The following is a 23602-nucleotide window of genomic DNA, read 5'->3' as shown; positions in this document are numbered from 1 at the left end:
CATGCGCATTTTCGGCGAAACCCTGCGCGCCCTGCTCAGCCACTGGCGGCAGCACCCGGTACAGTTTTTCAGTGTGCTGACCGGGTTGTGGCTGGCCACCAGTCTGTTGACCGGCGTCCAGGCACTCAACAGCCAGGCCCGCGACAGTTATGCCCGCGCCAGTCGGTTGATCGGTGGCGAACCTCAGGCCAGCCTCAGTGCGCCCGGCGGCGGCACGTTCCCACAGCAATGGTTTATCGATCTGCGCCGAGCGGGGTGGCCGGTGTCACCGGTACTGCAAGGGCGAGTGACGCTCAAGGGCCATGAAGAGCAGCGCTTGCAGTTGATGGGCATCGAGCCGGTGTCGCTGCCGGCGGGCGCGGCGGTGGCCGGGCAGGCCCTGGCGATTGAACAGGTGGTCGATTTTTTCAGCCCGCCGGGCACTACCTGGATATCGTCGCAAACCTTGCAGGCACTGGATTTGCGTGAGGGTGACCGGCCCTTGAACCTGGCTGGCGCGGCACTGCCGCCGTTGCATGTGCAGGCTGATATGGCGCCCGGTGTGCTGCTGGTGGACATCGGTTTTGCCCAGCAGATTCTGGGGTTGCCGGATCAGTTGTCGCGTCTGCTGTTGCCGAAGGACTTCACTGCGCCGCTGCCGGATTCGCTCAAGGGGCAGCTGCAACTCAAGAGCGCCGATGAAGAAAACAACCTGGCGCGCCTGACCGAAAGCTTTCACCTGAACCTCGATGCCCTGGGGGTACTGTCGTTCGTTGTCGGCCTGTTTATCGTGCACGCCGCCATCGGGCTGGCGCTGGAGCAACGGCGAAGCCTGCTCCGGACCCTGCGTGCCTGCGGTGTGAGTGCGCGGATGCTGATCGCTTGTCTCGCCGTCGAATTGGGTGGATTGGCCCTGATCGGCGGTGTGGCCGGGGTGGTCAGCGGCTACCTGCTGGCCGGCGTGCTGTTGCCCGATGTCGCCGCCAGCCTGCGTGGCTTGTACGGCGCCGAAGTGGCGGGGCAGTTGAGCCTCAGCCTGTCGTGGTGGTTCAGCGGTATCGGCTTGAGCCTGATCGGCGCGTTGCTGGCCGGTGCCAGCAGCCTGCTGCGGGCGGCGCGCTTGCCCTTGCTGGCGCTGGCCGACCCGCAGGCCTGGCATCAGGCCCATGCCCGCTGGTTGCGACGCCAGGGCGGGGTGGCGGCAATGGCCGGGGTGATCGCGCTGCTGGCGTTGATTTTCGGTGACAGCCTGGTCATTGGCTTCGTGTTGATGGCGGCGCTGTTGATCGGTGCCGCACTGGCACTGCCGGTGGTGCTCAGTTCGCTGCTCAGTCTCGGTTCGCAGCGCAGTCGCTCGGTGCTCGGCCAGTGGTTTGTCGCCGATTGCCGTCAACAACTGCCGGCCCTGAGCCTGGCGTTGATGGCGCTGCTGCTGGCCATGGCGGCAAACATCGGTGCCGGCAGCATGACCGCGGGGTTCCGCCAAACCTTCAGCGACTGGCTCGAGCAACGGCTGACGGCCGAGCTTTACCTCAACCCACAGAACCCGGCGCAGGCCCGGGAACTGCAAAGCTGGCTCAACCAGCAACCGCAACTGGCGGCAGTGCTGCCCAACTGGCAGGTGTCGATCCAGTTGCAGGGCTGGCCGACGGACCTGTCCGGGATCATCGACCATCCGACCTATCGCCAGCACTGGCCGCTGCTCGAAGCTTTGGGCGACACCCCTTGGGAGCGGCTGGCCAAGGACGATGCGGTGATGCTCAGCGAGCAACTGGCCCGGCGCCTGCGCGTGCAGCTCGGCGATCACCTGACGCTGCCGACGCCAACCGGCCCGTGGTCGCCACGGATCGTCGGGATCTACGCCGACTACGGCAATCCCAAGGGCCACATTCTGGTCAATATCCATCAACTGCTGCGCGGCTGGCCGCAATTGGCACCGAGCCGCTTCAACCTGCGCATCGAGCCGGCGTCGATCCCTGCGTTCGTCGCGGCGTTACAGGCGCGTTTTACCCTCGACGACAGCCGCATCGTCGATCAGGCGCGGCTCAAGGGTTGGTCCACGCAAGTCTTCGAGCGCACTTTTGCCGCCACCGCCGCGCTCAATAGCCTGACGCTGTGCGTGGCCGGGGTGGCGCTGTTCATCAGTCTGTTGACCCAAAGCCAGAGCCGTCTCGGGCAACTGGCGCCGCTGTGGGCACTGGGGGTGACACGTCGGCATTTGATGTTGCTCAACCTCGGGCAAACCTGGTTGCTGGCGCTGCTGACCCTGGTGCTGGCGTTGCCACTGGGCATCGCCCTGGCGTGGTGCCTGGACACGGTGATCAACGTGCAGGCCTTTGGCTGGCGCCTGCCGTTGCGGGTGTTTCCATGGCAACTGTTGCAATTGATGGGGCTGGCGCTGGTGGCGACGCTGCTGGCTTCGGCCTGGCCGTTGTACCGTTTGTACCGCACGCAACCGGCGGACCTGCTGCGGACGTTCGCCCATGAAGATTAAGCTCGGCGTGTTGCTCCTGGCGCTGCTGGCGAGCGGTTGCGATCAACCGGCACCGGTAGAAAAGGGTTTTGCCGGGCTGGGCAACCAGGCCGCTGCGTTCACCAAGGTGGTGCCCGGTCGGGTGTTCAGCTTCCCGGCGGATCACGGCCCGCACGACGGCTTTCGCATCGAATGGTGGTACGTCACGGCCAACCTGAAGGACGATCAGGGGCATGAGTTCGGCGCGCAATGGACGTTGTTCCGCAGCGCCTTGAAGGCCACCCCCGAGGTGGCGGGTTGGCAGAATCAGACGATCTGGCTCGGCCACGCGGYGGTGACGTCGGCGACGGTGCATCACGCGGCTGAACGCTATGCCCGTGGTGGCGTCGGTCAGGCTGGTGTCAGCCTCACGCCGTTCAATGCGTGGATCGACGACTGGCAGTTGCGCAGTCAGGCGACTGCCGACGACCCTTTAGCCGATCTGCAACTCAGTGCTCGTGACCGGCGTTTCAGCTACCGGTTGCGGTTGACCTCGACAGGTCCGCTGGTGCTTCAGGGGGACCAGGGATTCAGCAGGAAATCCGAGCAGGGTCAGGCCTCGTATTACTACAGCCAGCCGTTTTTCCAGGCCAGCGGTACGCTGGACATCGACGGCCAAACCTTTCAGGTCAGTGGCCCGGCCTGGCTTGACCGCGAATGGAGCAGCCAGCCCCTGACAGGCAATCAGACCGGTTGGGACTGGTTCTCCCTGCACCTGGACAGCGGCGAGCAGGTGATGCTGTATCGCATGCGGCAAAAGGACGGCGAGCCTTACCTCATCGGCACCTGGATCGACGCCCGGGGCCAGACACAAATGCTGCACGCCAGCGACATCAGCCTCACGCCACAAGACACCGCGCGCGTGGCAGGACGCGAGATGCCCGTGCGCTGGTCGATCAAGATCCCCGCCAGACACCTCGATATCGCCATCACCGCGCTCAATCCCCAGGCCTGGATGGACTTGCGCATTGCGTATTGGGAAGGCCCGGTGCGCCTCAGTGGCAGCCATGCAGGGATCGGATATCTGGAAATGACCGGGTACTAGCCACGAAAATCAGAGGCCCGCGGCGACCACTCGCCGAACAGCGTCTATGCTCATCGCACACATGGCGTTGAGCCCGGTTTCAACGCCGTTTGTTGCCATCAATCACAGGGAAAGTACTGTCTATGAAACGCCACGCACTGACCAAAGCCATCACCCTCGCAACCTTGCTGTCTGCCGCCAGTTTTGGCGCAGTTGCCGCCGATATTCCGCTGTCCGAAGTCGTGGTGGCTGATCAGGTCACCACCACAGTCGTTTCGGTTGATACCGCGAATCATTCCGTGGTCCTTAAAGGTCCGCAGGGTAATGAGTTCCCTGTGCAACTGACCGACAAGGCGAAAAACCTCAAAAACCTCAAGGTCGGCGATACGGTCGATATCCGGGTTACCAGCGCCGTTGCGGCCTACCTCGACACCGATGTCGACAAAGGCCTGCCGGGCACCGCCGAAGCCACCGGTGAAATGCGCGCAGCGCCAGGTAGCGCCAACCCCGGTGGCGAAGCTTATCGTCAGGTGAAAGTGCAGTTGAAAATCACCCACATTGACGTGAAAAAGCACAAGGTGACCTTCGAAAACCCGGAAGGCCAGTCCAAGACCGTCGACGTCAAACGACCCGAGGTCCAGGCCAAACTCAAGGACTTGAAAGTCGGGCAAAGCGTGAATGTGGTTTATACCGATGTATTGACGGTGACCAGCAGGCACTGATATTGGCTCTGAACGGGTTGATTGTTTTTGTGCAGGTTTTGTATAGGAATAATCAACTCGTATGGTCGAACTGGTGRGTTTGTGGCTCGGTGCGGGATAGGATTTATATCGACATTTTATTACATATGGTGTCGATAAATTTCATCTTTACCGCACGGACATATTTAGCCACTTCTACTAAAATACTTTCCGTTCGCCCAGTGCAGGGCTCTTTACCAGTGCATGGATTGCCGAGGCCAGTGCACTGGGCGAACACTTTTTTGCTGTATTGAAAGTTTCGGATATATAAAAAACGGGCGACCAACAGGTCGCCCGTTTTTTATTGAGCGGTGAGACATCGTTCAGTCATGTTTGTTATTGACTTGAACAACATCGGCCAACGCCGCGAAACACTGCTCGATCGAACGCCGCTGGCTGTCGGCATACAGCTCCAGTTCATCGATCGTCGGCCGCCCCAGAGCCTGTTCGAAGGCTTGCTGGTTGGAGTGCACGCCGTAACGGGTCTGCGCCGCATCCCCAAGGTTCGACTGGAAAATCCCCGCCGCGCTGACCGGCAGGAAGTCTTCGTACACCAGCGGTTCAACCCGCAGGCAACCGCTGCCGAGCAGGTCTTCCAGGGCGGCGTTTGTCAGGTTACCCGCCGCCAGGCCTTGTTCCGTCACGAAGTAGCGGAAGTAAGCCAGGCCCTGTTGGCGCATGTCTTCCCAGGTGTCAGGGAATTCGTTGAAGTGCTGCGCCATGAGCGCGTTGTAACGCTCGGCGTTGGCTTCGTTGGGGAAGTCCTTGAGTTCGTCCCGCGCGGCATTGAGCAAGCGGTCGTACAGTGCCCGGCCTTTGGGCGTGAGGGCGGCACCGCGCTGTTCGATTTCGCCGAAACGGGCGCTGTGACTGCCGCGAGCCTGGTTTTGATCGGTGAAGGCAATCGGCTCGTCCAGGGCCTTGAAACTGGTCTGGCGCAACAGGATCGGGCATTGGCGGCGGGGCGGGCCTTCGATCACTGCCTTGGGGGTGATGCCATGGGCCGGCATTTGCGTCTGGACGATGTCGATGTCCAGGGTCCGTGGTGTCAGGTGGTTGATGTGCGGGCCCTTGAACGCCACCACATCGGCGATCAGACGATGCTGGGCGCTGAGTTGTCGATACTGCTCGGCAGTGACGGTGGCGCTGTGGTGCCAGCGAAACGTTTCCAGGGCCTGTTCGACGAACGCCAGGGCTTCCTGCTCGGTCAGGCCACCCCGGGATTCGGCACGTTCGATGAGGGAGAGGGCCGTGGGGGTGAAGATCGAGCGCTGGTCGAGCATCGACTGGGCGAACGCTCGCAGCTCCAGGTCTTCGATCAACTCCAGGCGCAACAGCGAGGTGAATACCCGAAACGGGCTGACCTGCAACGATGCTTCATGCACCGCGCGAAAAGCCGTGGAATGCACCGGCACGCCGGCCGGTGTCAGGTCGTAGTAACCCACCGGTTGCATGCCCATCACCGCGAACAGGCGGGCGAGAGTCGCCAGTTCAGCGGCCGTACCGACGCGGATCGCCCCATGACGCTCCAGGTCCAGGCGCTCGATTTCGCCGGTGCTCGTGAGCTGTTGTGCGACTTGCGAGTCGCTGTCCAGCACGCGGCGGTTGGTCTGTTCCACCAATTCCATCAACGCGCCGTACAACGGCACTTCCTCGCGATACATGTCGGACATCGCTTTGGAGAAGCGTTGGCGGATCAGGTCAGGGCTGACGAAGTTCGGGTGGTTCATGAACAGGATTCCTGGCGCGGTGACGTAAAGGATGGACGAAAGATCGCAGCCTTGCGCGACGCCGACAAACGAAGTTTCTGACGAACTTCATTCTGCAAAGGACTGCATGCCTAGGGGACACTAATTGAGAACGCTCCCTAGTGCAGTCGTTGATCCTGTGGGCTCTCCGAGCGCAGCGATGCCAAAAACTCCCGATACAGTCGCGCCGAACCGGTGGGGGCTTCCACCATGGGCATGTGCCCGACGGCGTCCCAGATATGCACGCGCAGGTCGGCGATGCCCTTGCTCCAGACCGCCACGCTGCTGACATCGATCAGCCGGTCCTTGCGCCCCCACAACAACAGGGCCGGGGCGGTGATGTCGGGCAGATGCGGTTCCATCGGCGGACTGGCGCGCATTTCGCGGAAGATTTCTTCCAGCTCCTCGCGGGACTGTTCATAGCGCTGGGCGACGGCATCGAGAACCAGCTTCGGTACCCAGGGTGGCGAAGCCATGGTCATGGCGTAGAAGCGCTGGAACTCTTCGCGCGAGTGAATCAGAAACGGGTTGTGGCCCTTGGCCAAATGCCGCTCGAGGTCACTGGGCTCGGGCGCGGTGACACCCGCCGGGTCGATCAGCGCCACGGACACAATGCGCTCGGGGTACGTGGCCGCGAGCCATGCGGCCATGTAGCCGCCCATGGAATTGCCGATGACATGGACTTTCTCCACCCCGCACACGTCCAGCAGCTGGATCATGCGCTTGGCCTGTAGCGGGATGTCATAGCCGCCGCCGGCCTTGAAGCCGGTTTCGCCATGGCCGGCGATGTCCGGGATGATCACCCGGTGGCTGCCGACAAAGTGCCGGGCGAAACGCAGCCAGAGGTTCTTGTCGGCGCTGAAGCCATGGAGCATCAGCACATTGCTGGTGGCCTCGTACGGTCCGCCTTGCCAGGTCGAGACGGTCATCTCGGGGATGGGCACGACGATTTTGTGCAGCCGGTACAACTTGGCCTCGGCCGCCATGTTCAAGTCATAGAGCCAGTAGCCGATGGCCGGGTAGGTCAGCCAGCTCCAGGCGACGAACACTGCGAGAACGACGAACAACAAAAGCATCACGCGTCTCCCTTGTATCTGCTCAGGACAAAATGTGATCGGCGGGTTTCAGCGCTCGGGTCAAGCGATGAAAGCTGAAGCTGAACCCCGGAAACATGGCAATCACATGACCGCTCCTGCTTTGATACCAACTGTGGCAACCACCGGACTTCCACACGGTGCGTTCCATTTCCCGGTGGATCATTTCAGTGTAGGTACGTTCCGCCTCATGGCGAACTTCGATGCTGCGTAAACCTTGATCCTTCAAGGTGCGAATGCAATCGAGGATGTAATTCATCTGGGATTCGATGATGAACAGCGCCGAGGTGTGGCCAATACCGGTGTTCGGCCCGGTGACGATGAACAGGTTGGGGAAGTCGGGCAGGGCGGTGCCAAGGTAGGCCCGCGGGTATTGCGCCCAGACCTCCTTGAGACATGTGCCGTTTTTGCCCGTTACCGGGTAGCAAATCACCCCGTCGGTGGCATCGTAGCCGGTGGACCAGACGATCAGGTCCACGTCGATGTGTTGACCCTCGAGGGTAACGATGCCGGTTTCGTCGATGGACGCGATACCTTGTTCGCGGCTGTGCAGCGTCACGTTGCTACGGGCCAGGGCCGGGTACAGCGTGCTGGACAGAATTACCCGTTTACAGCCGATGGTGTAGTCCGGCGTCAGCTGGCGCCGCAGTTCGGTGTCCGGCACCTGGTGTTTGAGAAAACGCAGGGCCTGGCGCTGGACCATGTGCACCGCCGGCTTCGAATACTTGAAGCCAAACACCCGGGTTTCGAATTGCCAGTAGATACCCCAGCGCAGCAACTTGTAGGCGGGTTTGAGCCCCAGCAGCCAGCGCTCGAAGCGGCCAAACCTGCGATCAGCCCGGGGCAATACCCAGTGGGGCGTGCGCTGGAACACATGCAAGTGCCCGACGTCCGGGGCAATGGCCGGAATGACCTGGGCCGCACTGGCGCCGCTGCCGACGATGGCCACGGATTTTTGCCGGTAGTCGTAGCCGTGATCCCAGTTGTTGGTGTGAAAAGTCTTGCCCTGAAAGCGTTCCTGTCCGTCGAAGTGCGGCACCACTGGTTGACTCAGCGGCCCGGTCGCGTTGATCAGGAACTGCGCGCAAAACGTGCCTTTGTCGGCGGTGTACAGCGTCCAGCGTTTGTTGGCGTCGTCCCATTCGACGCGCTCGACATTCGCGCTCAGTTCTACCTTGTCCCGCAGGCCGAAGTGTTCCACCACATGGCGGGTGTAGCGGCGCAGTTCGGCCTGTCCGGCGAACATTTGCGTCCAGCGATAAGGGGCGAAAGACAATGAGTAAAGCGGCGAGGGCACATCGACTGCCGCGCCGGGATAGGTGTTCTGGCACCAGGTGCCGCCGAAGAAATCCCGTCGTTCCAGCAGGCGGAAATCGTCGATGCCGGCCTTGAGCAGATTGATTGCAGCACATTGGCCGCCAAACCCGCTGCCGATGATCAATACTTGAAAGGTCTGCATGGGCCTCCTCTTATGGTCATTGATCAACCCTTCTTTCATGTATAGCCGTTTCTGGAGACGAGGCTTTTGCTTTTACACGAGCGTGATGTCGCGATATTCAGCCTGTCAGTTGGTGATGGCTATTTGATCTCACCCTGATAGACTCCAGCACACAGGCACAGGCTGTTTTCGCATTCCGTCGAGTGGCACAGAGGCCCTATGGCAAAATCGGGAGGAAAGGGGGTTTCATTGGCCAGGAGGCTCTATACATCGCGAATCCTCGGGTTGGCCCTGGGATTGGTGTGCGTGAGTGTGGCGATGTATCCACTCGATCCGGCGCCCTGGGTCTGGGGATTCATGTGGTTCAACGGCCTGGTCTGGCCGCACCTGGCTTACCAATGGACGCACCGGGCCAGGACGCCTTATCACGCCGAACACCGCAATCTGCTGATCGATGCCTTTCTCGGCGGTTTCTGGATTGCCGCGATGCATTTCAATCCACTGCCCAGCGCGACCACCATTTCCATGATGGCCATGAACAACGTGGCCATCGGCGGCCTGCGCTTCCTGCTGGCCGGGACGGCCGCGCAAGTGCTGGGCGTCGGTGTTGGCTTGCAGATGTTCGCCCCGGCGTTCATTCCTGCCACCAGCCCGGTGCAGCTCTATGCCTGTTTGCCATTGCTGTGCCTGTATCCGTTGGCGCTGGGCTGGATCTGCTTCCGCCAGGCCCATACCCTCGGCCGTCAGAAACGTGAACTGCTGGCACTGAGCCGCACCGACAGCCTGACGGGCCTGCTGAACCATGGCACCTGGAAGGACCAGCTGGAGGTCGAGTTCCAGCGTTGCAAACGTCAGCAAAAAGGCGGGGCGATTGCGCTGATCGATATCGACCATTTCAAAGCCATCAACGATACCTACGGCCATGTTGCCGGTGACATCGTCCTGCGTCAGTTGAGCAAAATGCTCGGGCACAGCCTGCGAGCGACCGATGTCGCAGGGCGCTACGGCGGTGACGAGTTCTGCGTGATCCTTCCGGACCTGCCCCTGAACCGCGCCGCCGCCGTCATGGAGGCCCTGCGCGATCGATTCGCCACCTTGGGGGACGAGCAGAACCCGGCGCTGGAAGTCAGCCTGAGCATTGGCCTGGCGTCATTCAACCCGGCCCACGCCGACGCGATGCTCTGGCTCAATGACGCCGACCATGCGCTATACGAAGCCAAGACCAGCGGGCGTAATCGAGTGATCTGTTGCGGCAATGGCAAACCCCATCGCGAACTGCTCGACTCGGTGTGACTGTCCACAGCAAGACCTGTGTGAGCGAGCTTGCTCCGGGCGGCGATCCGACGAAAGCGGCGTGTCAGGCGGCAGTGGTGTTGGATGTGCTGACCCCTTCGCGGGCAAGCCCGCTCCCACAAGGATCTTGGGTGAATACAAAATTTGTGTTCAACAAAAATCCACTGTGGGAGCGAGCTTGCTCGCGATGGCGGCGCGTCGGTTTAAACCGTCATTCCTTCACGCTCATGAACTCTTCCGCGTAGCGGATGTATTCCTCGGGTTGCGTGTAGGTGTGAGTCAGCTCGGTCGCGTTCAGGTCCGACGTCTGGGTGAGTATCTGGCGTTGCTCGCGCAGGCTGTCGTAGGTCGCCTTGATCGCGGCGAAGTAAGCGCCATGGCCGTCGATGGTCACGCGCACACCCAGTTCGGCCAGGCGCTTGTCATCGCGTAGCAGCGGGTTGCCGTAGGTCACCAGCATCAGCGGCACGCTCAGGTGCTCGGCGATCTGCTCCAGATGGTCGAAGTCCTTTACGCCCACCATGCAGATACCGTCGGCCCCGGCGCGCTGGTATTGCCGGGTGCGGCTGATGATTTCCTGCACCGGCAGAATCCCCGCATGGGTGCGGGCGATGATCGCCATTTCCTTATCGCAGCGGGCTTCCAGTGCCGCGCGGATCTTGCCGACACCTTCGGCGACCGTGATCAGGTCGGTGGATTTGCGGCCAAACTGCGCAGGCAGCAGGGTGTCTTCGATGGTCAGCGCGGCGACGCCGGCCCGTTCGAGTTCGACGATGGTGCGCATGACGTTGAGCGCGTTGCCGTAGCCGTGGTCGGCGTCAGCAATCACCGGCAACTGGGCGACACGGCCGATGCGGGTGGCCTGTTCAGCGAATTCGCTGAGGGTGATCAGGGCAAAGTCAGGGGCGCCCAGCACTTGCAACGAGGCGACCGAACCACCAAGGATCCCGACTTCGAAGCCCAGGTCGGCGGCGATGCGGGCCGACATCGGGTCGAAAACCGAGGCTGTGTGGTAGCAGGTGTCGGAGGCGAACAATTGGCGAAAATTGCGGCGCAAATCTTGATGGGAAAGCCTGGACATATGAGTTCCACCAATGGAATGGAGGGGCTTGAGCAAAAGTGTCAACGCCGAAGAAATAAAAGGCTAACACGCGCACAGGAGGAGAATGATGACGAATTTGCCGGGTCAGGCAGATTGACGTCGCAACGATGGAGCTGATAAGTCACGCCGCCTCGGCCTGTTGCCGTTGGTCAAGCAGCGGCACGGCGCGCACCGAGTCGCCGGGTTGCAGTTGCAAGCGCTTGGCGGTCAGGCGGTCAACCACCAGGCTGTTGCCCTCCTGTCGTGCCGGGGCGCAGGTAATGCGGCAGCTTTCCAGGCGGCGATTGTGGATCAGCCAGAGGGGCGCTTTATCGTCCGGCGAGCCGATGGCCAGTGACAGCGGTTGGCTGTCGCGCACGGTGCGGATCCCGGAAACCGGGGCTTCAAGGACCGGTCCGCCGTCGAAGATATCGATGTAGCCCTTGTGGGCAAACCCTTCGGCGCTGAGGATTTTCAGGGCCTGCTCGGTATTCGGGTGGGCCTTGCCGATCACCGCCTGGGCCTGTTCGGTCAGCAGGCAGGTGTACAGCGGCTGGCGCGGCATCAATTCGGCGATGAACGATTTGTTGCCCAGCCCGGACAAGTGATCGGTGTGGCTGAAGTCCATCTTGAAAAAGTGCCGGCCGAGGCTGTCCCAGAACGGCGAGCCACCTTGTTCGTCGGCACTGCCGCGTAACTCGGCGATGAACCGGTTGCCGAACAGCTGCGTAAACTCGGCCACAAACAACAAACGCCCGAGCGAAAGCAAACGGCCGTTGCTTCCCTGGCGCTGATCGGGGCGCAGGTACAGCGAGCAGACTTCCGATTGCCCGGTCAATTCATTGCTCAGGAACAGGGTCGGGATCTGGCGCTCGATACCCAGGTCCGGTGCCGCACTGACCGTCAGTCCGACCCGGTAGTTGTACCAGGGCTCGCGCAGGCCGACGCCACCCGTCAGGGCGCTGACGCCCACCACTTGCTGCTCGTCGTCCTCGAGCACGAACAGATAATCGGCATCGGCCCGATCGACCTGCCCGGCGAAAGTGCGTTGGGCCCAGCGGATCCGGTGGGCCAGGCGTTCTTCGTCGGCCGGCAGGCTGGTAAGTCCCGGAACGGCCTGACGCACCAGCGTGAACAGGGCGGGCAGATCGGTGATCTGGACCGGACGGACAATCATGCGGCTGTTCCTTGTTCGTGTGTGCTCGGGCGGTGACGTCGCGGGCGGCTATTCACAGGGCGATCAGCCTGATCGGGCTGCCCTCGGTCACCTTCAGCGCCTTGCACATGGCTGCGTCCAGCGTGACGGGTTGCCCGGTGATGTAATCAAGATCGGCGACGATGGCCCGGTAATCCTTCAAGGACTCGTTGCTCACCAGAAAGCTGCCGCGGGCATCGATCACAGGTCCCGGCCGCGTGATAGCGCACTGGCTGTGGGCGATGGAACGAATGCCCGACGTGCGCGCATACAGGGTCGGGCCTCCATCGAACAAATCGATGTAGCTGTTGGTTTCGAAGCCTTCACGCTCGAGGATATCGAAGGCTTCCTGGCCGTCGGGGTGGATGCTGCCGATACAGTCCTGTGCTGCCTGGGGCAGCATGGGCACGTAAATCGGATACTGCGGCATCAGTTCGGCGAGAAAGGTGCGGCTCTGCAGGCCGCAAAGCCGTTCGGCCTCGACGTAGGGCAAGTCGAAGAAATGCTTGCCCACGGCATCCCAAAATGGCGAGTGGCCTTCATCACTGCTGTAGCCGACGATTTCGGTGATCACCGTTTCGGAAAAACGCCGGGCGTGGGCGGCGATGAACAACAGGCGCGCCCGCGACAGTAGTTCGGAATGCGCGCTGCGCACACGCGCGGCATCGATATGGAAGCCCCGCAGCAAGGTGTGGCCACTGAGATCGTGACACAACGACAAGGCCGGTACGCCGTGCTCGATGTTCAGTTCCCTCGAGGCACTGGTGAAGTGCCGGTTGCGCAGGCTGTAGAACGGCTCGTTGAACCCCGCCGTGGCGAGGATTTCCGAGCAGCCGACCAGGTGCTGCGTCGTCAGGTCTTCGAGTACAAAGAAATAGTTTTCCGGGCCATGAACATCAACGTCCTTTTCGAACGACGCACACGAATCGAGGATTTTTCCGCGCAACCGTTCGCTATCGTCAGGCAGGGATGTAACGCCCACGAGGCTTTCACGAGCCAGCCTCTGCAACTGGGGCAGGTCGGCTGACTCGACTGGACGCAAGACCAGCATGGAGACACTCCTGTATTAAACGATTCGGCGGTTTGAGCCGAACCTGACTTTCACTGTCGGTTTTTCCACATATTCAATCGGTGGTCGTCTGAACGTTGTCAGGCGCCACTCTTTTTCTTGTCAGATGTTTTTTGGAATGGACCGGGTTAAACAAGAAACGGGCGATTCGGCCGCAGGCGATGCCTGGCCAGGCGCATTGATCGGGTATTCGAGAAAGGGCATCCGGGCTCCTGCTGGATGAGTGTGGAACATGTTTTAACAGTCCGTTGAAAGGAGTATTTAATTATCGCGTCCTGCCTGTCTAGTGAATTTTCGCGTGGTCTGGCCGTGCCCGAAAAAGGGGCGAAGTGCCTGTACCAAGGGACTACGCCGATGTCGTAAAGTCTTGTAGGTGATTGCCTTGGTTGCGGTCAGCCATAACAGAAAACCTGGCAGGAAATGACTGAAGGATCCGTTTCAGGCAGGAAAATTAAACACCACCCAGGGCTGCTTTGTTGCGGCACAATTGCGCGATGGCGGTCACCTGACGCCGTCGTTCCTTTCCATCTTTAGAGTGATTGCTGGTGCAGGCGACCCGTTTAACCCTGATTTGTCATGCTCGAACCGTCGCACAGAAATTGGCGCGTTTTCCTCTGGACGAGCCTTTGGAGATGGATTGGCAAGCGCTCAGGCTTTCCCGTGGCAATCAGTTCAAGGGCGCTCCACGCCTCGTCTGCGGCCCGGAGTTGCGCACTCGGCAAACCGCTGAACTGTTCGGCAGCGCATCGGAGATTGTTGACGCGTTGAAGGACTGCGACTTCGGGCGCTGGGGCGGTGAGCGCATCGGCGATCTGCAAAAAAACGATTCCGAAGCGCTCCAGCATTGGCTGGGCGACCCGGCTTCGGCACCCCACGGTGGCGAGTCGCTGGTGCAACTGGGCGAGCGCGTGGGCGCGTGGTTGACCACGTTGCAGTCGACGCCAGGGCACATCGTTGCCATTACCCATCCCTTCGTCATCCGCGCCGCACTCACGCAGGTGTTGCAAGGCGTATCGTCCGGCCTGATCGACGTCGAACCCCTGTCGGCGGTCGAGTTGAGATTCCATGGCCGCTGGCGGCTGCGCTTGCCGGGCACCGGGCCCGAGGACTTGCTGTGATGAAAAAGCTCCTGGTCATCGGTATCGGTGCTGGCAATCCCGACTACATCACAATGCAAGCGGTGAAGGCGCTGAATCAGGTCGACGTTTTTTTTCTCATGGACAAGGGCGAGAGCAAGAACAAACTCATCGATTTGCGCCGCGAAATCTGTTCACGCTACATCACCCACCACGCTTACCGTTTTGTCGAAGCCCACAACCCGGAGCGCGAGCGCGGTGAAGTGGACTACAAAACCAGTGTCGACGACCTGAACCTGGCCAGGCAGCAGACCTTCGAACGGCTGATCAACGATGAAATGTCCGACGGCCAGAGTGGTGGTTTTCTGGTGTGGGGCGATCCGGCGCTGTACGACAGCACCATTCGCATCTTGCAGGCGATCCAGGTCTCAGGCGCCTGTGCGTTCGAGTTCGAGGTGATCCCCGGCATTACCAGCGTCCAGGCGTTGGCGGCACAGCACAAGGTGCCGCTCAACCAGATTGGCCGCTCGGTTGAAATCACCACGGGCCGGCGTTTGGCGGCAGGGCAGGTGAGCGATGCCGACAGCCTGGTGGTGATGCTCGATGCCCAGGATGCTTACCATCAGGTGGTGGATCAGGACACCGAGATTTACTGGGGCGCCTATTTGGGGACGCCGGATGAAATCCTGATCAGCGGCAAGCTCAAGGATGTGGCGGATGACATCGAACGGGTGCGCAAGGCGGCGCGGCTGGCCAATGGCTGGATCATGGATACCTATTTGTTGCGAAAACCTTGAGCGGTAAGGTGACCGGGCTGACGTCTTCGCGGGCAAGTCGGATCGCCTCAAAAACCAGCACTGCCCCCACGCCCAAACCGCTCCCGATACACCGACGGCGGCACGCCAACCACCGTTCGAAAGGCCACCCGGAAGCTTTCCACCGAACGATAACCACAACGTTCGGCTATCTGCTCGGTGTTCTGGTCGCTGCTTTCCAGCAGTTCGCGGGCGCGGCCCAGACGTTCATGCTGCAACCAGGTTTTTGGTGACTGGCCACTGGCTTCGGTGAAGCGGCGCAGGAACGTGCGTTCGCTCATGGCGGCTTCGCTGGCCAGGTCGCGCACCTCCAGCGGCTCGTGCAAACGCTCACGTGCCCACTGCATGACGCGGGAAAGATCGCTGCGCGGTGTGGGACTGACCGGCGTCGGAATGAATTGCGCCTGGCCACCGCTGCGTTGCGGCGACGTGACCAGGCGTCGGGCCACGGAGTTGGCCACCTGCGTGCCGAAATCCCGTGCCACCAGATGCAGGCAGGCATCGATGCCTGCCGCGCTGCCGGCGGAGGTGATCAATTGGCCGGAATCGACATACAACACGTCCGGGTCCACCAGGATGCCGGGAAACCGCTCGGCCAGTTCCGAGGTATAGCGCCAGTGCGTGGTCGCGCCGCGCCCGTCGAGCAAGCCGGTGGCGGCGAGGACGAAAACACCGGAGCAGATCGACAGCAACCGCGCCCCCCGCGCATGGGCCTGGCGCAGTGCGGCGATCAACTCCACAGGCACTGCGGCGCTGCGGTCGCGCCAGCCGGGAATGATGATGGTCCGCGCGTCGGCGAGCATTTCCATGCCGCCATCGGCCAGGACCTGGATGCCGCCCATGGCACGCATCGGGCCTTGATCGACCGCGACGATATGATGCTCGTACCACGGAAAATCGAATTCAGGTCGTGGCAGGCCGAAGATCTCCACGGCAATGCCGAACTCGAACGTGCAGAGGCCGTCGTAGGCCAGAATCGCGACCGTTCCTGGGGTGGGGTGCATTTGGCGGAAAGTTCCCGGTTAGTGTCTTATGCGCCACTTTAGCCGCAAGTGGCTGGCGGATAAAGTCTTCCTGCACCCACCGATACCTTGGAGTACACAACATGACCAGCCTGGTTCGCGAAATTCCCGCCGCCCCATCGGCCATTGCCCTGATGCATTTCAGCAACCGTCTGACCTTCGAAACCGATTGTTCCGACGTCCACGCCAGCCAGCAGGGCGGTGCAGTCGATTTCGTTCTGGTGGATGTTCGTGGCCCGCTGGCGTTCGAACGCGGGCATGTGCCGGGAGCGATCAACCTTCCCGGTCGCTTGCTGACCGCCGAAGGTTTGGCCGGGTATCCGAAAAACAGCCTGTTTGTGATCTATTGCGCCGGGCCTCATTGCAACGGCGCCAACAAGGCGGCGGTGAAACTGGCGGCCCTGGGGTATCCGGTCAAGGAGATGATTGGCGGCGTGACCGGGTGGCTGGATGAAGGGTTTGAGTTGAGTGTCGGGGTACAGCGGCAAGCCAGCAGCGTGGTCGGTTGCGAGTGTTGATGTAATCGAAAAAGATCGCAGGCTGCGCCAGCTCCTACATTGGATTGCGGTGCCTGTAGGAGCTGGCGCAGCCTGCGATCTTTTGATCTTTTTTATTGATTTCCGGCCGCCCACCACTCATCCAGTGTCGCTTCCAACCACTTGGCCACCGCTGCGTAAGCCTCAGTCTCCTGCTCACCCCGTGGCAACGGCGACTCATCGCCAAAATGCGCATTGAGCAAGGCCACCGATTCGGCATTCCACTCTGGATGAAACTGCAACCCCAGCCGCGTCGGCCCGGCGCGGTACATCTGCTGCACACAGTGCTCGCTGCTGGCCAACAGCTGCGCGGCAGGCGGCAGGTCGATAGCGTCTTCGTGCCACTCCAGCACCTTCAGCGTTTGACCATCGATAAAGCTCACGGTGGTCCATCCGGTTTCGGTCCGGTCCATCCGCCGTACATTCCCGCCCAGGCTCAACGCCAGCAACTGTGCCCCCAGGCAAATGGCGAACACAGCCGCGTCTTGATCGAGACTGCCTGCGAGCCATTGCCGTTCGGCTTCCAGCCAGGCCGGACCGGCATTGGATTCATAAGGCCCGCCCAACAGGATCACGGGGTCGGCGCTGACGGACGGCAATTGGCCGAGGTCGGCGCGAAACACCTTCAGCGTCAGCCCTCGGGATTCGGCCCAGATGGCGATGGCTCCCGGGCCCTCGGCGGGGTGGTGCTGGATCAGGTTCAACGTGGGCATTACGCTAGTCTCGATGGGACGCAAGGGCACTCAATGTGCCGTAAAACATCCAGCATCGCCAGTCGGCTCATTCCGTCGGATGCAGCCGTAAACGCTGCAGGTTTGTGCTGAAAACGCGGCTTGTCTGACAGACTTTGCCCCGTCATGGCGCGTGCACCTCAATACCTCCATCCCGCCGCCACTTTTCTGTAAATATTTGTCGCCTCAGCGTAATTTGCCCTCCTGTCACCGCTCTAGACTGCCGGCCACTTCGGTTCCCGCTCACGAAGCGATAACCGAACGCTGCCAATCGAAGCTGCCAATAAAAGCCTCCGCACACAGGAGTTATCAATGAAGAAGCTAGTGATGTTCGGTGCCCTGGCACTGTCGATGTTGTCCCTGACCGCCGTGGCTGATGACGCCAAGCCGATCCGCATCGGCATCGAAGCCGGCTACCCGCCATTCTCGATGAAAACCCCTGATGGCAAACTCACCGGTTTCGACGTGGACATCGGCGACGCGCTGTGCGAGCAGATGAAAGTCAAGTGCACCTGGGTCGAGCAAGAGTTCGACGGCCTGATCCCTGCGCTGAAGGTCAAGAAAATCGACGCCATCCTGTCGTCCATGACCATCACTGACGACCGCAAGAAGAACGTCGATTTCACCATCAAGTACTACCACACCCCTGCGCGCTTCGTGATGAAGGAAGGCAGTGACGTCAAGGACCCGCTGACCGAGCTCAAGGGCAAGAAAGTCGGTGTCCTGCGCGCCAGTACCCACGACCGCTTCGCCACTGAAGTATTGCAACCGGCGGGGATTGTCCTGGTGCGTTACGGCTCCCAGCAGGAAGCCAACCTGGACATGGTCTCCGGCCGCATTGACGCGTTGCTGGCCGACTCGGTCAACCTGGACGACGGTTTCCTGAAAACCGATGCCGGTAAAGGTTTTGCCTTCGTCGGCCCTGAGTACAACGATCCGAAATACTTCGGTGGCGGCGCCGGCATTGCCGTGCGCAAGGGTGATAAGGAACTGGCGGACAAGTTCAACACCGCCATCACCGAAATCCGCGCCAACGGCAAGTACAAGCAAGTGCAGGACAAGTACTTCAAGTTTGACGTTTACGGCGAGTAAGCGAGCGGGTTGAAAAAGTGGCAACCGTTGGCGCGGTTGCCATTTTTTTTGTGCAATTTTTTCAGCGCAGAAGATACCTGTGGGAGCAAGCTCGCTCCCACAGGTTTCTCTGTTTTCAGGAGTTTTTATGCAACGCATCGACCACAAACTGCCCTGGAGTCACCTGGGCACCGAGCGCACCCTCAGCGTGTTTCGTTATGGCGCGGGGACGCGCAAGGTGTACATCCAGGCCAGCCTGCACGCCGACGAACTGCCGGGCATGCGCACGGCCTGGGAGTTGAAGAAACGCCTGACCGAACTTGAACAACAGGGACAATTGAACGCTGTGATCGAACTGGTGCCGGTGGCCAATCCCATTGGCCTCGATCAGCACCTGCAAGGCAGCCACATGGGGCGCTTCGAGCTGGGCAGCGGCAAGAACTTCAACCGCTCGTTCGTCGAACTCAGTGCGCCGGTGGCCGCGTTGATCGGTGATCGTCTCGGCAGCGATGCCCAGGCCAACATCGCGCTGATTCGCCAGGCCATGGGCCAGGTCCTTGACGGTTTGCCGGCCGCGACATCGCAGCTGGAGGCGATGCACCGTCTGTTGCTGCGCCATGCCTGCGACGCCGACATCACCCTCGACCTGCATTGCGACTTTGACGCCGCGATCCACATCTACGCGTTGCCGCAGCACTGGCCGCAATGGCAATCTCTGGCGGCGCGCCTGAAGGCCGGCGTGGCGCTGTTGTGTGAAGACTCCGGCGGAAGTTCGTTCGATGAATCCTGTTCTTCGCCATGGTTGCGCCTGGCCAGGGCGTTCCCGACGGCGGCGATTCCACCGGCCAACCTGGCGACCACGCTGGAGCTGGGCAGCATGGGAGACACCCGCGTCGATCAGGCCCAGGCCAATTGCGAGGCCATTCTCGGGTTCCTCGCCGAGCAGGGTTTCATCTCCGGCACCTGGCCGGCGGCACCGGCCGACTGCTGTGAAGGCATGCCATTCGAAGGTACCCAATACCTGTTCGCCCCGCATCACGGCGTGGTCAGCTTCCTGCGTGAGGCCGGGGAGTGGGTGGAAAAGGGCGATGCGCTGTTCGAGGTGGTCGACCCGTTGAACGACAAGGTCACCACCGTGCAGGCTGGTACCAGCGGCGTGCTGTTTGCCATCGACCGTGGGCGTTATACCCAGCCGGGGACCTGGCAGGCGAAAGTGGCGGGGCGCGAGGCGATTCGGGTGGGCAAGTTGATCAACGACTGAGCCGGAAATTTTCTTTGTCTGTACTGGCCTCATCGCGGGCAAGCCCGCTCCCACAGGGTTTGGATGATCCCTGTGGGAGCGGGCTTGCCCGCGAAGGCGGCATCCGCCACGCCCGAGATGTTCCTGCCTACTGACCAGTGTTAGGCTCTTCCCCGAATCCTGCATTCCGTGAAGGAAGACCCATGTTGAAGATTCTCGCGCTGCTTACGCTCCTGGCATCCACTGTCGTCCACGCCCAAACCCCGCTGCAAACCGACTTGCCGCTCAAATACCTGGAACAGGCCAACGCCGATTCGAACCATCAACCCCTGGTGATTTTCCTCCACGGTTACGGCAGTAACGAGCAGGACCTGTTCGATATCAAGGATGACTTGCCTGCGTCTTACACCTACCTGTCGGTACGGGCACCTTTGGTGATGGAGGCGGGCAGCTATCAGTGGTTCCGCAAGAAGGGCGAAGGGGCTTACAACGGCGAGACCGATGATCTGAAGTCCAGCGGCCAGTTACTGCTGGACTTCGTCGCACAGGCCGCGAAGAAATATCACACCGAACCCGAGAAGGTGTTCCTGGTGGGGTTCAGCCAGGGCGCGATCATGTCCTACGAAGTGGGTCTGCGGCATCCCGAGGCGCTCGGTGGGATCGCAGCGTTGAGCGGACGAATTCTGCCGGTGCTCAAGTCCGAGCTTGTACCGGATGAAAAACGCCAGTCGCTGGCGATCTTCATCGGTCATGGCGAGCAGGACAAACGCCTTCCCTACAGCGACGGCACCGAAGCCAACAGCCTGTTGCAGAGCGTGTCACTCGAACCCGAGTTCCACGGCTACCCCGGTGTCGGTCATAACATCAGCGCCGACGAGATACAGGATTTGAGCGCCTGGTTGCAGCGTCTCAACCCCTGAGCCTTATTTTCCGCTGACGATCTGTTTGACCAGGGTTTCGTGGGCCGCCATGTCACCTGGGCGGGAAATCACCTGGATCACCGCCATGCGAGTGCCGGATGCGGCCATCAGCGTGGTGGTGAGGGTCATGCCACCGCCCTGCGTTGCAGTGCCGTCGACCTGGCGCAGGCCCAACCCGGTTTTCTGGGTCAGGGCTTTCTCGCTGAGCTTGTTGTAGTCAGGCAGGGATTTGTGTTGCGCCGCATCGAAATCGGCCACGGTGCCGTCGAGGAACCTGCCGTCGTTATCCTTGACGCTGACACCGTTGGGCAGGGTGTTTTCAGCGGCGATCACTACGGTCTTGGTGGTTTCATTGCTGTACAGGGTGCCGCTCGCACCCTCCGGGCTGGCCGGCAGCGGGTTGGCGATGAAACCCTTGGGCAGGTTGAAGGTGAACTTGCTGCCGAGCATCGAGACTTTCTGGGCTGGCGCATCGCTGGAAGTGGCCTTGGCGGCCTGCGCATTCAAAGCCCCAAGGCCGGTAGCGGCTGCCAGCAGCAGGACAAGGGCTTTTTTATTCAACAAAGACATCGGGATCTCCAGGGGTGGGCGCGCGGTGGGGCGCGATCATCCCATGGAGGTTGTGATGCATTCCAGCGCGCTCTACCGAGCGGTCACCTTGGCCGAGCCCCCACCTGTGCTGAGGACAGCCCGGTGACCCGATGCAGCTTAGCGTTTGATGGCTGCTCCTCCAGTGTCCGTCGTCGGGCCGGCCGGCCGCGCCAGCAGGCGTTTGGTCACGCCCAGCATGGCCACGGATACCGCGATGCCCAGCACAAAAGCGTTCATTCCCATCGTCGGCAGGGCCAGCGCCAACACCAGGCAGAAGGCGGCGAACGAGTACATGCCGGTGGCGGTGGCGCGTAGCAACGCGGCGGTAAAGGCCGGGCCACGGGTTTGCTGGGAGAACACCGCCATCACGCTACCCAATACCGGGAACACCGCCAGCAGGCCGCTCCAGCGGTCGCCGACGGTGCTGGCCAGCAGCGTCACGACCAGCGTGAGCAATGCACCGGCCCCCATGCGCAGCAAGAGCTTGTCGGATTTCGGTGCCGGGCCGCTGAGCACCGGTTGCACGGTGGGGAACAGGTACGGCGCGGCGAGCAACGCGGTGGCGGCGGCGCACACCGAAAACACCAGGGATGCCGGAATCAGCGACAGGGCAATCGCCACCAGCGCCCAGACCGACAGCGAGATCAGCAACGCCAGCGGCCACCCGGCCCGTTGTGCGATCTGGGCGTAGGTCACGCAAAACGCAATCATCGCGAACATGGCCGACAGCGCAGCGGTGGCCGATTGCGCAGCGAACGCCTCGCCTTGTTCGAGGGCGAGGAACAACAGAATCGGCCCGACCACCACCGGCAACCCCGATAACCAGCCGGCCACGCTCGGCCCCCAGCGTTTACCAGCCAGGGAAATCAGTAGCAGGAAGCCTGGAATCACCAGCAGTTTAAGGATCAACACGCGCACGTCTCCGACCTGAGTGAGGTGGCAACGGTAACATTGCATCGGGTAGATTGCTTTATGTGTATGTGAATTTTGTATACAAAATTCGAGCCCTTTGGAAATTGTGCGAAAGGTCTTTGCGCATACGATTTTTTGGGCATCCCGCGATGGGGCCAATCCGCCATGGTTGATTCTGCAGTTTTTGGGGTGACAGATAGGGCCTAACGATAACGCGGTCCACCTGAAAAAACGCAGGCAAAAAAGAACCCGGTGCGACTTGCATCGCACCGGGTGTGTTGCCAGGCGGCGACGGATCTTCGTGGGTCCCCGCGCCGTCTGTTGAACGCTTTAAACCCGCTCGAGCGCCAGTGCCACGCCCTGACCACCACCGATACACAGGGTGGCGAGGCCTTTCTTGGCGTCACGCTTGAGCATTTCATGCAGCAGGGTCACCAGCACACGGCAACCCGAAGCCCCGATCGGGTGACCSAGGGCGATGGCGCCRCCGTTGACGTTGACCTTGTTCAAGTCCCATTCCAGGTCCTTGGCCACCGCCAGGGATTGCGCGGCGAAGGCTTCGTTGGCTTCAACCAGCTCAAGCTGGTCGATGTTCCAGCCGGCCTTGTCCAGGCAGCGGCGAGTGGCCGACACCGGGCCGATGCCCATGATCGCCGGGTCGACGCCTGCGTTGGCGTAGGCGGCGATTTTCGCCAGTACCGGCAGGCCGAGGGCCTTGGCTTTTTCGGCGCTCATCAGGATCACGGCCGCGGCACCGTCGTTCAGCGACGAAGCATTGCCGGCAGTCACCGAACCGTCCTTCTTGAAGGCTGGCTTGAGCTTGCCCAGGGATTCGGCGGTGGTGCCGGCCCGTGGCTGTTCGTCGGTGGCGAAGGACAGCGGATCGCCCTTGCGCTGCGGGATCAGGATCGGGGTGATTTCATCGACGAAGCGCCCGGCTTCGATGGCGGCCACGGCTTTCTGCTGCGAGGCGGCGGCGAACGCGTCCTGCTGCTCGCGAGTCAGGCTGTATTTCTCGGCCAGGTTCTCGGCGGTGATGCCCATGTGGTAATCGTTGAACGCGTCCCACAGGCCATCGCTGATCATGGTGTCGACGATTTGCCCGTTACCCATGCGCAGGCCGTTACGGGCACCGGGCATGACGTAGTTGGCCAGGCTCATGTTTTCCTGGCCACCGGCGATGATCACCTCGGCATCGCCGCAGCGAATCGCCTGGGCACCCAGGTGCAGGGCCTTGAGGCCGGAGCCGCAGACCTTGTTCAGGGTCATGGCTGGCACGGCGAAGGGCAGGCCGGCCTTGATCGCGGCCTGGCGCGCAGGGTTTTGCCCGGCGCCGGCGGTCAGCACCTGGCCCATGATCACCTCATCAACTTGCGCAGGGTCCAGGCCGGTTTGCGCCAGTAGCTGGCGAATCACCGCAGCGCCCAGGTCAACCGCGGACACATTGGCCAGTGAACCCTGGAAGCTGCCGATCGCGGTGCGCGTGGCGGCAACAATGACGACTTCTTGCATGGA

The 23602-nt window shown here is 61.4% G+C and carries 21 protein-coding genes; 10 read left to right on the top strand and 11 right to left on the bottom strand.

The genetic code is table 11. The features are described from left to right. Position 1: 1 nt before the first annotated feature. The 3 genes from AC1DXW_RS19545 (at position 2) to AC1DXW_RS19535 (ending at position 4237) form a co-directional block, all read left to right on the top strand. Complete coding sequence (locus tag AC1DXW_RS19545; protein ID WP_477760341.1) at positions 2–2473, top strand: ABC transporter permease; 2472 nt, start codon at positions 2–4, stop codon at positions 2471–2473. Next, positions 2463–3536: a lipocalin-like domain-containing protein gene (locus AC1DXW_RS19540; RefSeq protein WP_477760340.1), complete on the top strand. Its 1074-nt coding sequence runs from the start codon at positions 2463–2465 to the stop codon at positions 3534–3536. The genes AC1DXW_RS19545 and AC1DXW_RS19540 overlap by 11 nt, the downstream gene beginning before the upstream one ends. Positions 3537–3658: 122 nt before the next feature. Then, positions 3659–4237 (top strand): hypothetical protein, encoded by a 579-nt coding sequence (locus AC1DXW_RS19535; protein ID WP_477755074.1) that lies wholly within the window; start codon positions 3659–3661, stop codon positions 4235–4237. Positions 4238–4578: 341 nt separating this feature from the next. Here the strand turns inward: AC1DXW_RS19535 and hglS are convergent, their stop codons facing one another. The 3 genes from hglS to AC1DXW_RS19520 form a co-directional block, all read right to left on the bottom strand. Beyond that, on the bottom strand, positions 4579–5985 hold the full coding sequence (hglS, locus tag AC1DXW_RS19530; protein WP_477760339.1) for a 2-oxoadipate dioxygenase/decarboxylase HglS: 1407 nt from the start codon (positions 5983–5985) through the stop codon (positions 4579–4581). A 137-nt stretch (positions 5986–6122) separates the two neighbouring features. After that, positions 6123–7079 carry an alpha/beta fold hydrolase gene (locus tag AC1DXW_RS19525; RefSeq protein WP_477756766.1) on the bottom strand — a complete coding sequence of 319 codons (957 nt, stop codon included), beginning with the start codon at positions 7077–7079 and terminating at the stop codon, positions 6123–6125. 22 nt (positions 7080–7101) lie between these two features. Beyond that, positions 7102–8556 carry a flavin-containing monooxygenase gene (locus tag AC1DXW_RS19520; RefSeq protein WP_477760338.1) on the bottom strand — a complete coding sequence of 485 codons (1455 nt, stop codon included), beginning with the start codon at positions 8554–8556 and terminating at the stop codon, positions 7102–7104. A 198-nt stretch (positions 8557–8754) separates the two neighbouring features. On the opposite strand from AC1DXW_RS19520, the gene AC1DXW_RS19515 reads away from it, so the two are divergent. Next, a complete protein-coding gene (locus AC1DXW_RS19515; RefSeq protein ID WP_477760337.1) occupies positions 8755–9828 on the top strand; it encodes a diguanylate cyclase in 1074 nt (357 codons plus the stop codon). Between the two features lie 211 nt (positions 9829–10039). Here the strand turns inward: AC1DXW_RS19515 and AC1DXW_RS19510 are convergent, their stop codons facing one another. The 3 genes from AC1DXW_RS19510 to AC1DXW_RS19500 all read right to left on the bottom strand — a co-directional run bounded on the left by AC1DXW_RS19510 (position 10040) and on the right by AC1DXW_RS19500 (position 13155). Then, a complete protein-coding gene (locus AC1DXW_RS19510) occupies positions 10040–10909 on the bottom strand; it encodes an isocitrate lyase/PEP mutase family protein (RefSeq protein ID WP_477756347.1) in 870 nt (289 codons plus the stop codon). Positions 10910–11051: 142 nt separating this feature from the next. Then, a complete protein-coding gene (gene astA, locus AC1DXW_RS19505; RefSeq protein WP_477756346.1) occupies positions 11052–12086 on the bottom strand; it encodes an arginine N-succinyltransferase in 1035 nt (344 codons plus the stop codon). A 52-nt stretch (positions 12087–12138) separates the two neighbouring features. Further along, positions 12139–13155, bottom strand: coding sequence for an arginine N-succinyltransferase (locus AC1DXW_RS19500; protein WP_477760336.1), 1017 nt, complete (start codon positions 13153–13155; stop codon positions 12139–12141). A 563-nt stretch (positions 13156–13718) separates the two neighbouring features. On the opposite strand from AC1DXW_RS19500, the gene AC1DXW_RS19495 reads away from it, so the two are divergent. Both AC1DXW_RS19495 and cobF read left to right on the top strand, forming a co-directional pair. Next, positions 13719–14291 carry a histidine phosphatase family protein gene (locus AC1DXW_RS19495; protein WP_477756546.1) on the top strand — a complete coding sequence of 191 codons (573 nt, stop codon included), beginning with the start codon at positions 13719–13721 and terminating at the stop codon, positions 14289–14291. Then, the gene (gene cobF / locus AC1DXW_RS19490) at positions 14291–15046 is read left to right on the top strand and encodes a precorrin-6A synthase (deacetylating) (RefSeq protein WP_477756545.1); all 756 of its coding nucleotides are present in this window, start codon (positions 14291–14293) and stop codon (positions 15044–15046) included. Before AC1DXW_RS19495 ends, cobF begins: the two co-directional genes overlap by 1 nt. A gap of 47 nt (positions 15047–15093) precedes the next feature. Here the strand turns inward: cobF and ftrA are convergent, their stop codons facing one another. After that, a complete protein-coding gene (ftrA, locus tag AC1DXW_RS19485; RefSeq protein WP_477760335.1) occupies positions 15094–16068 on the bottom strand; it encodes a transcriptional regulator FtrA in 975 nt (324 codons plus the stop codon). Between the two features lie 101 nt (positions 16069–16169). Between ftrA and AC1DXW_RS19480 the strand changes: the two genes are divergently transcribed. Further along, positions 16170–16604: a rhodanese-like domain-containing protein gene (locus AC1DXW_RS19480; protein ID WP_477756973.1), complete on the top strand. Its 435-nt coding sequence runs from the start codon at positions 16170–16172 to the stop codon at positions 16602–16604. A 92-nt stretch (positions 16605–16696) separates the two neighbouring features. Here the strand turns inward: AC1DXW_RS19480 and AC1DXW_RS19475 are convergent, their stop codons facing one another. Next, positions 16697–17335, bottom strand: coding sequence for a type 1 glutamine amidotransferase (locus AC1DXW_RS19475; protein ID WP_477756974.1), 639 nt, complete (start codon positions 17333–17335; stop codon positions 16697–16699). A gap of 330 nt (positions 17336–17665) precedes the next feature. On the opposite strand from AC1DXW_RS19475, the gene AC1DXW_RS19470 reads away from it, so the two are divergent. The 3 genes from AC1DXW_RS19470 (at position 17666) to AC1DXW_RS19460 (ending at position 20584) form a co-directional block, all read left to right on the top strand. Then, complete coding sequence (locus AC1DXW_RS19470; RefSeq protein WP_477760334.1) at positions 17666–18445, top strand: ABC transporter substrate-binding protein; 780 nt, start codon at positions 17666–17668, stop codon at positions 18443–18445. A gap of 127 nt (positions 18446–18572) precedes the next feature. Continuing rightward, positions 18573–19685: a succinylglutamate desuccinylase/aspartoacylase family protein gene (locus AC1DXW_RS19465; RefSeq protein WP_477756997.1), complete on the top strand. Its 1113-nt coding sequence runs from the start codon at positions 18573–18575 to the stop codon at positions 19683–19685. Between the two features lie 182 nt (positions 19686–19867). Then, positions 19868–20584: an alpha/beta hydrolase gene (locus tag AC1DXW_RS19460; protein WP_477756906.1), complete on the top strand. Its 717-nt coding sequence runs from the start codon at positions 19868–19870 to the stop codon at positions 20582–20584. Positions 20585–20587: 3 nt separating this feature from the next. Here AC1DXW_RS19460 and AC1DXW_RS19455 read toward each other — a convergent pair whose 3' ends face one another. The 3 genes from AC1DXW_RS19455 to AC1DXW_RS19445 form a co-directional block, all read right to left on the bottom strand. Next, entirely contained in the window at positions 20588–21154 is a 567-nt protein-coding gene (locus tag AC1DXW_RS19455) for a DcrB/PsbP domain-containing protein (protein ID WP_477756905.1), read from the bottom strand. A 138-nt stretch (positions 21155–21292) separates the two neighbouring features. Then, complete coding sequence (locus tag AC1DXW_RS19450) at positions 21293–22087, bottom strand: hypothetical protein (RefSeq protein ID WP_477760333.1); 795 nt, start codon at positions 22085–22087, stop codon at positions 21293–21295. 330 nt (positions 22088–22417) lie between these two features. Further along, the gene (locus AC1DXW_RS19445; RefSeq protein ID WP_477755921.1) at positions 22418–23599 is read right to left on the bottom strand and encodes an acetyl-CoA C-acetyltransferase; all 1182 of its coding nucleotides are present in this window, start codon (positions 23597–23599) and stop codon (positions 22418–22420) included. Between the last annotated feature and the right edge of the window lie 3 nt (positions 23600–23602).

This window comes from Pseudomonas sp. P4_C4, assembly GCF_056402055.1.
Note: the sequence above shows the minus strand (reverse complement) of the source record. Positions and strands in the feature narration are given on the sequence as shown.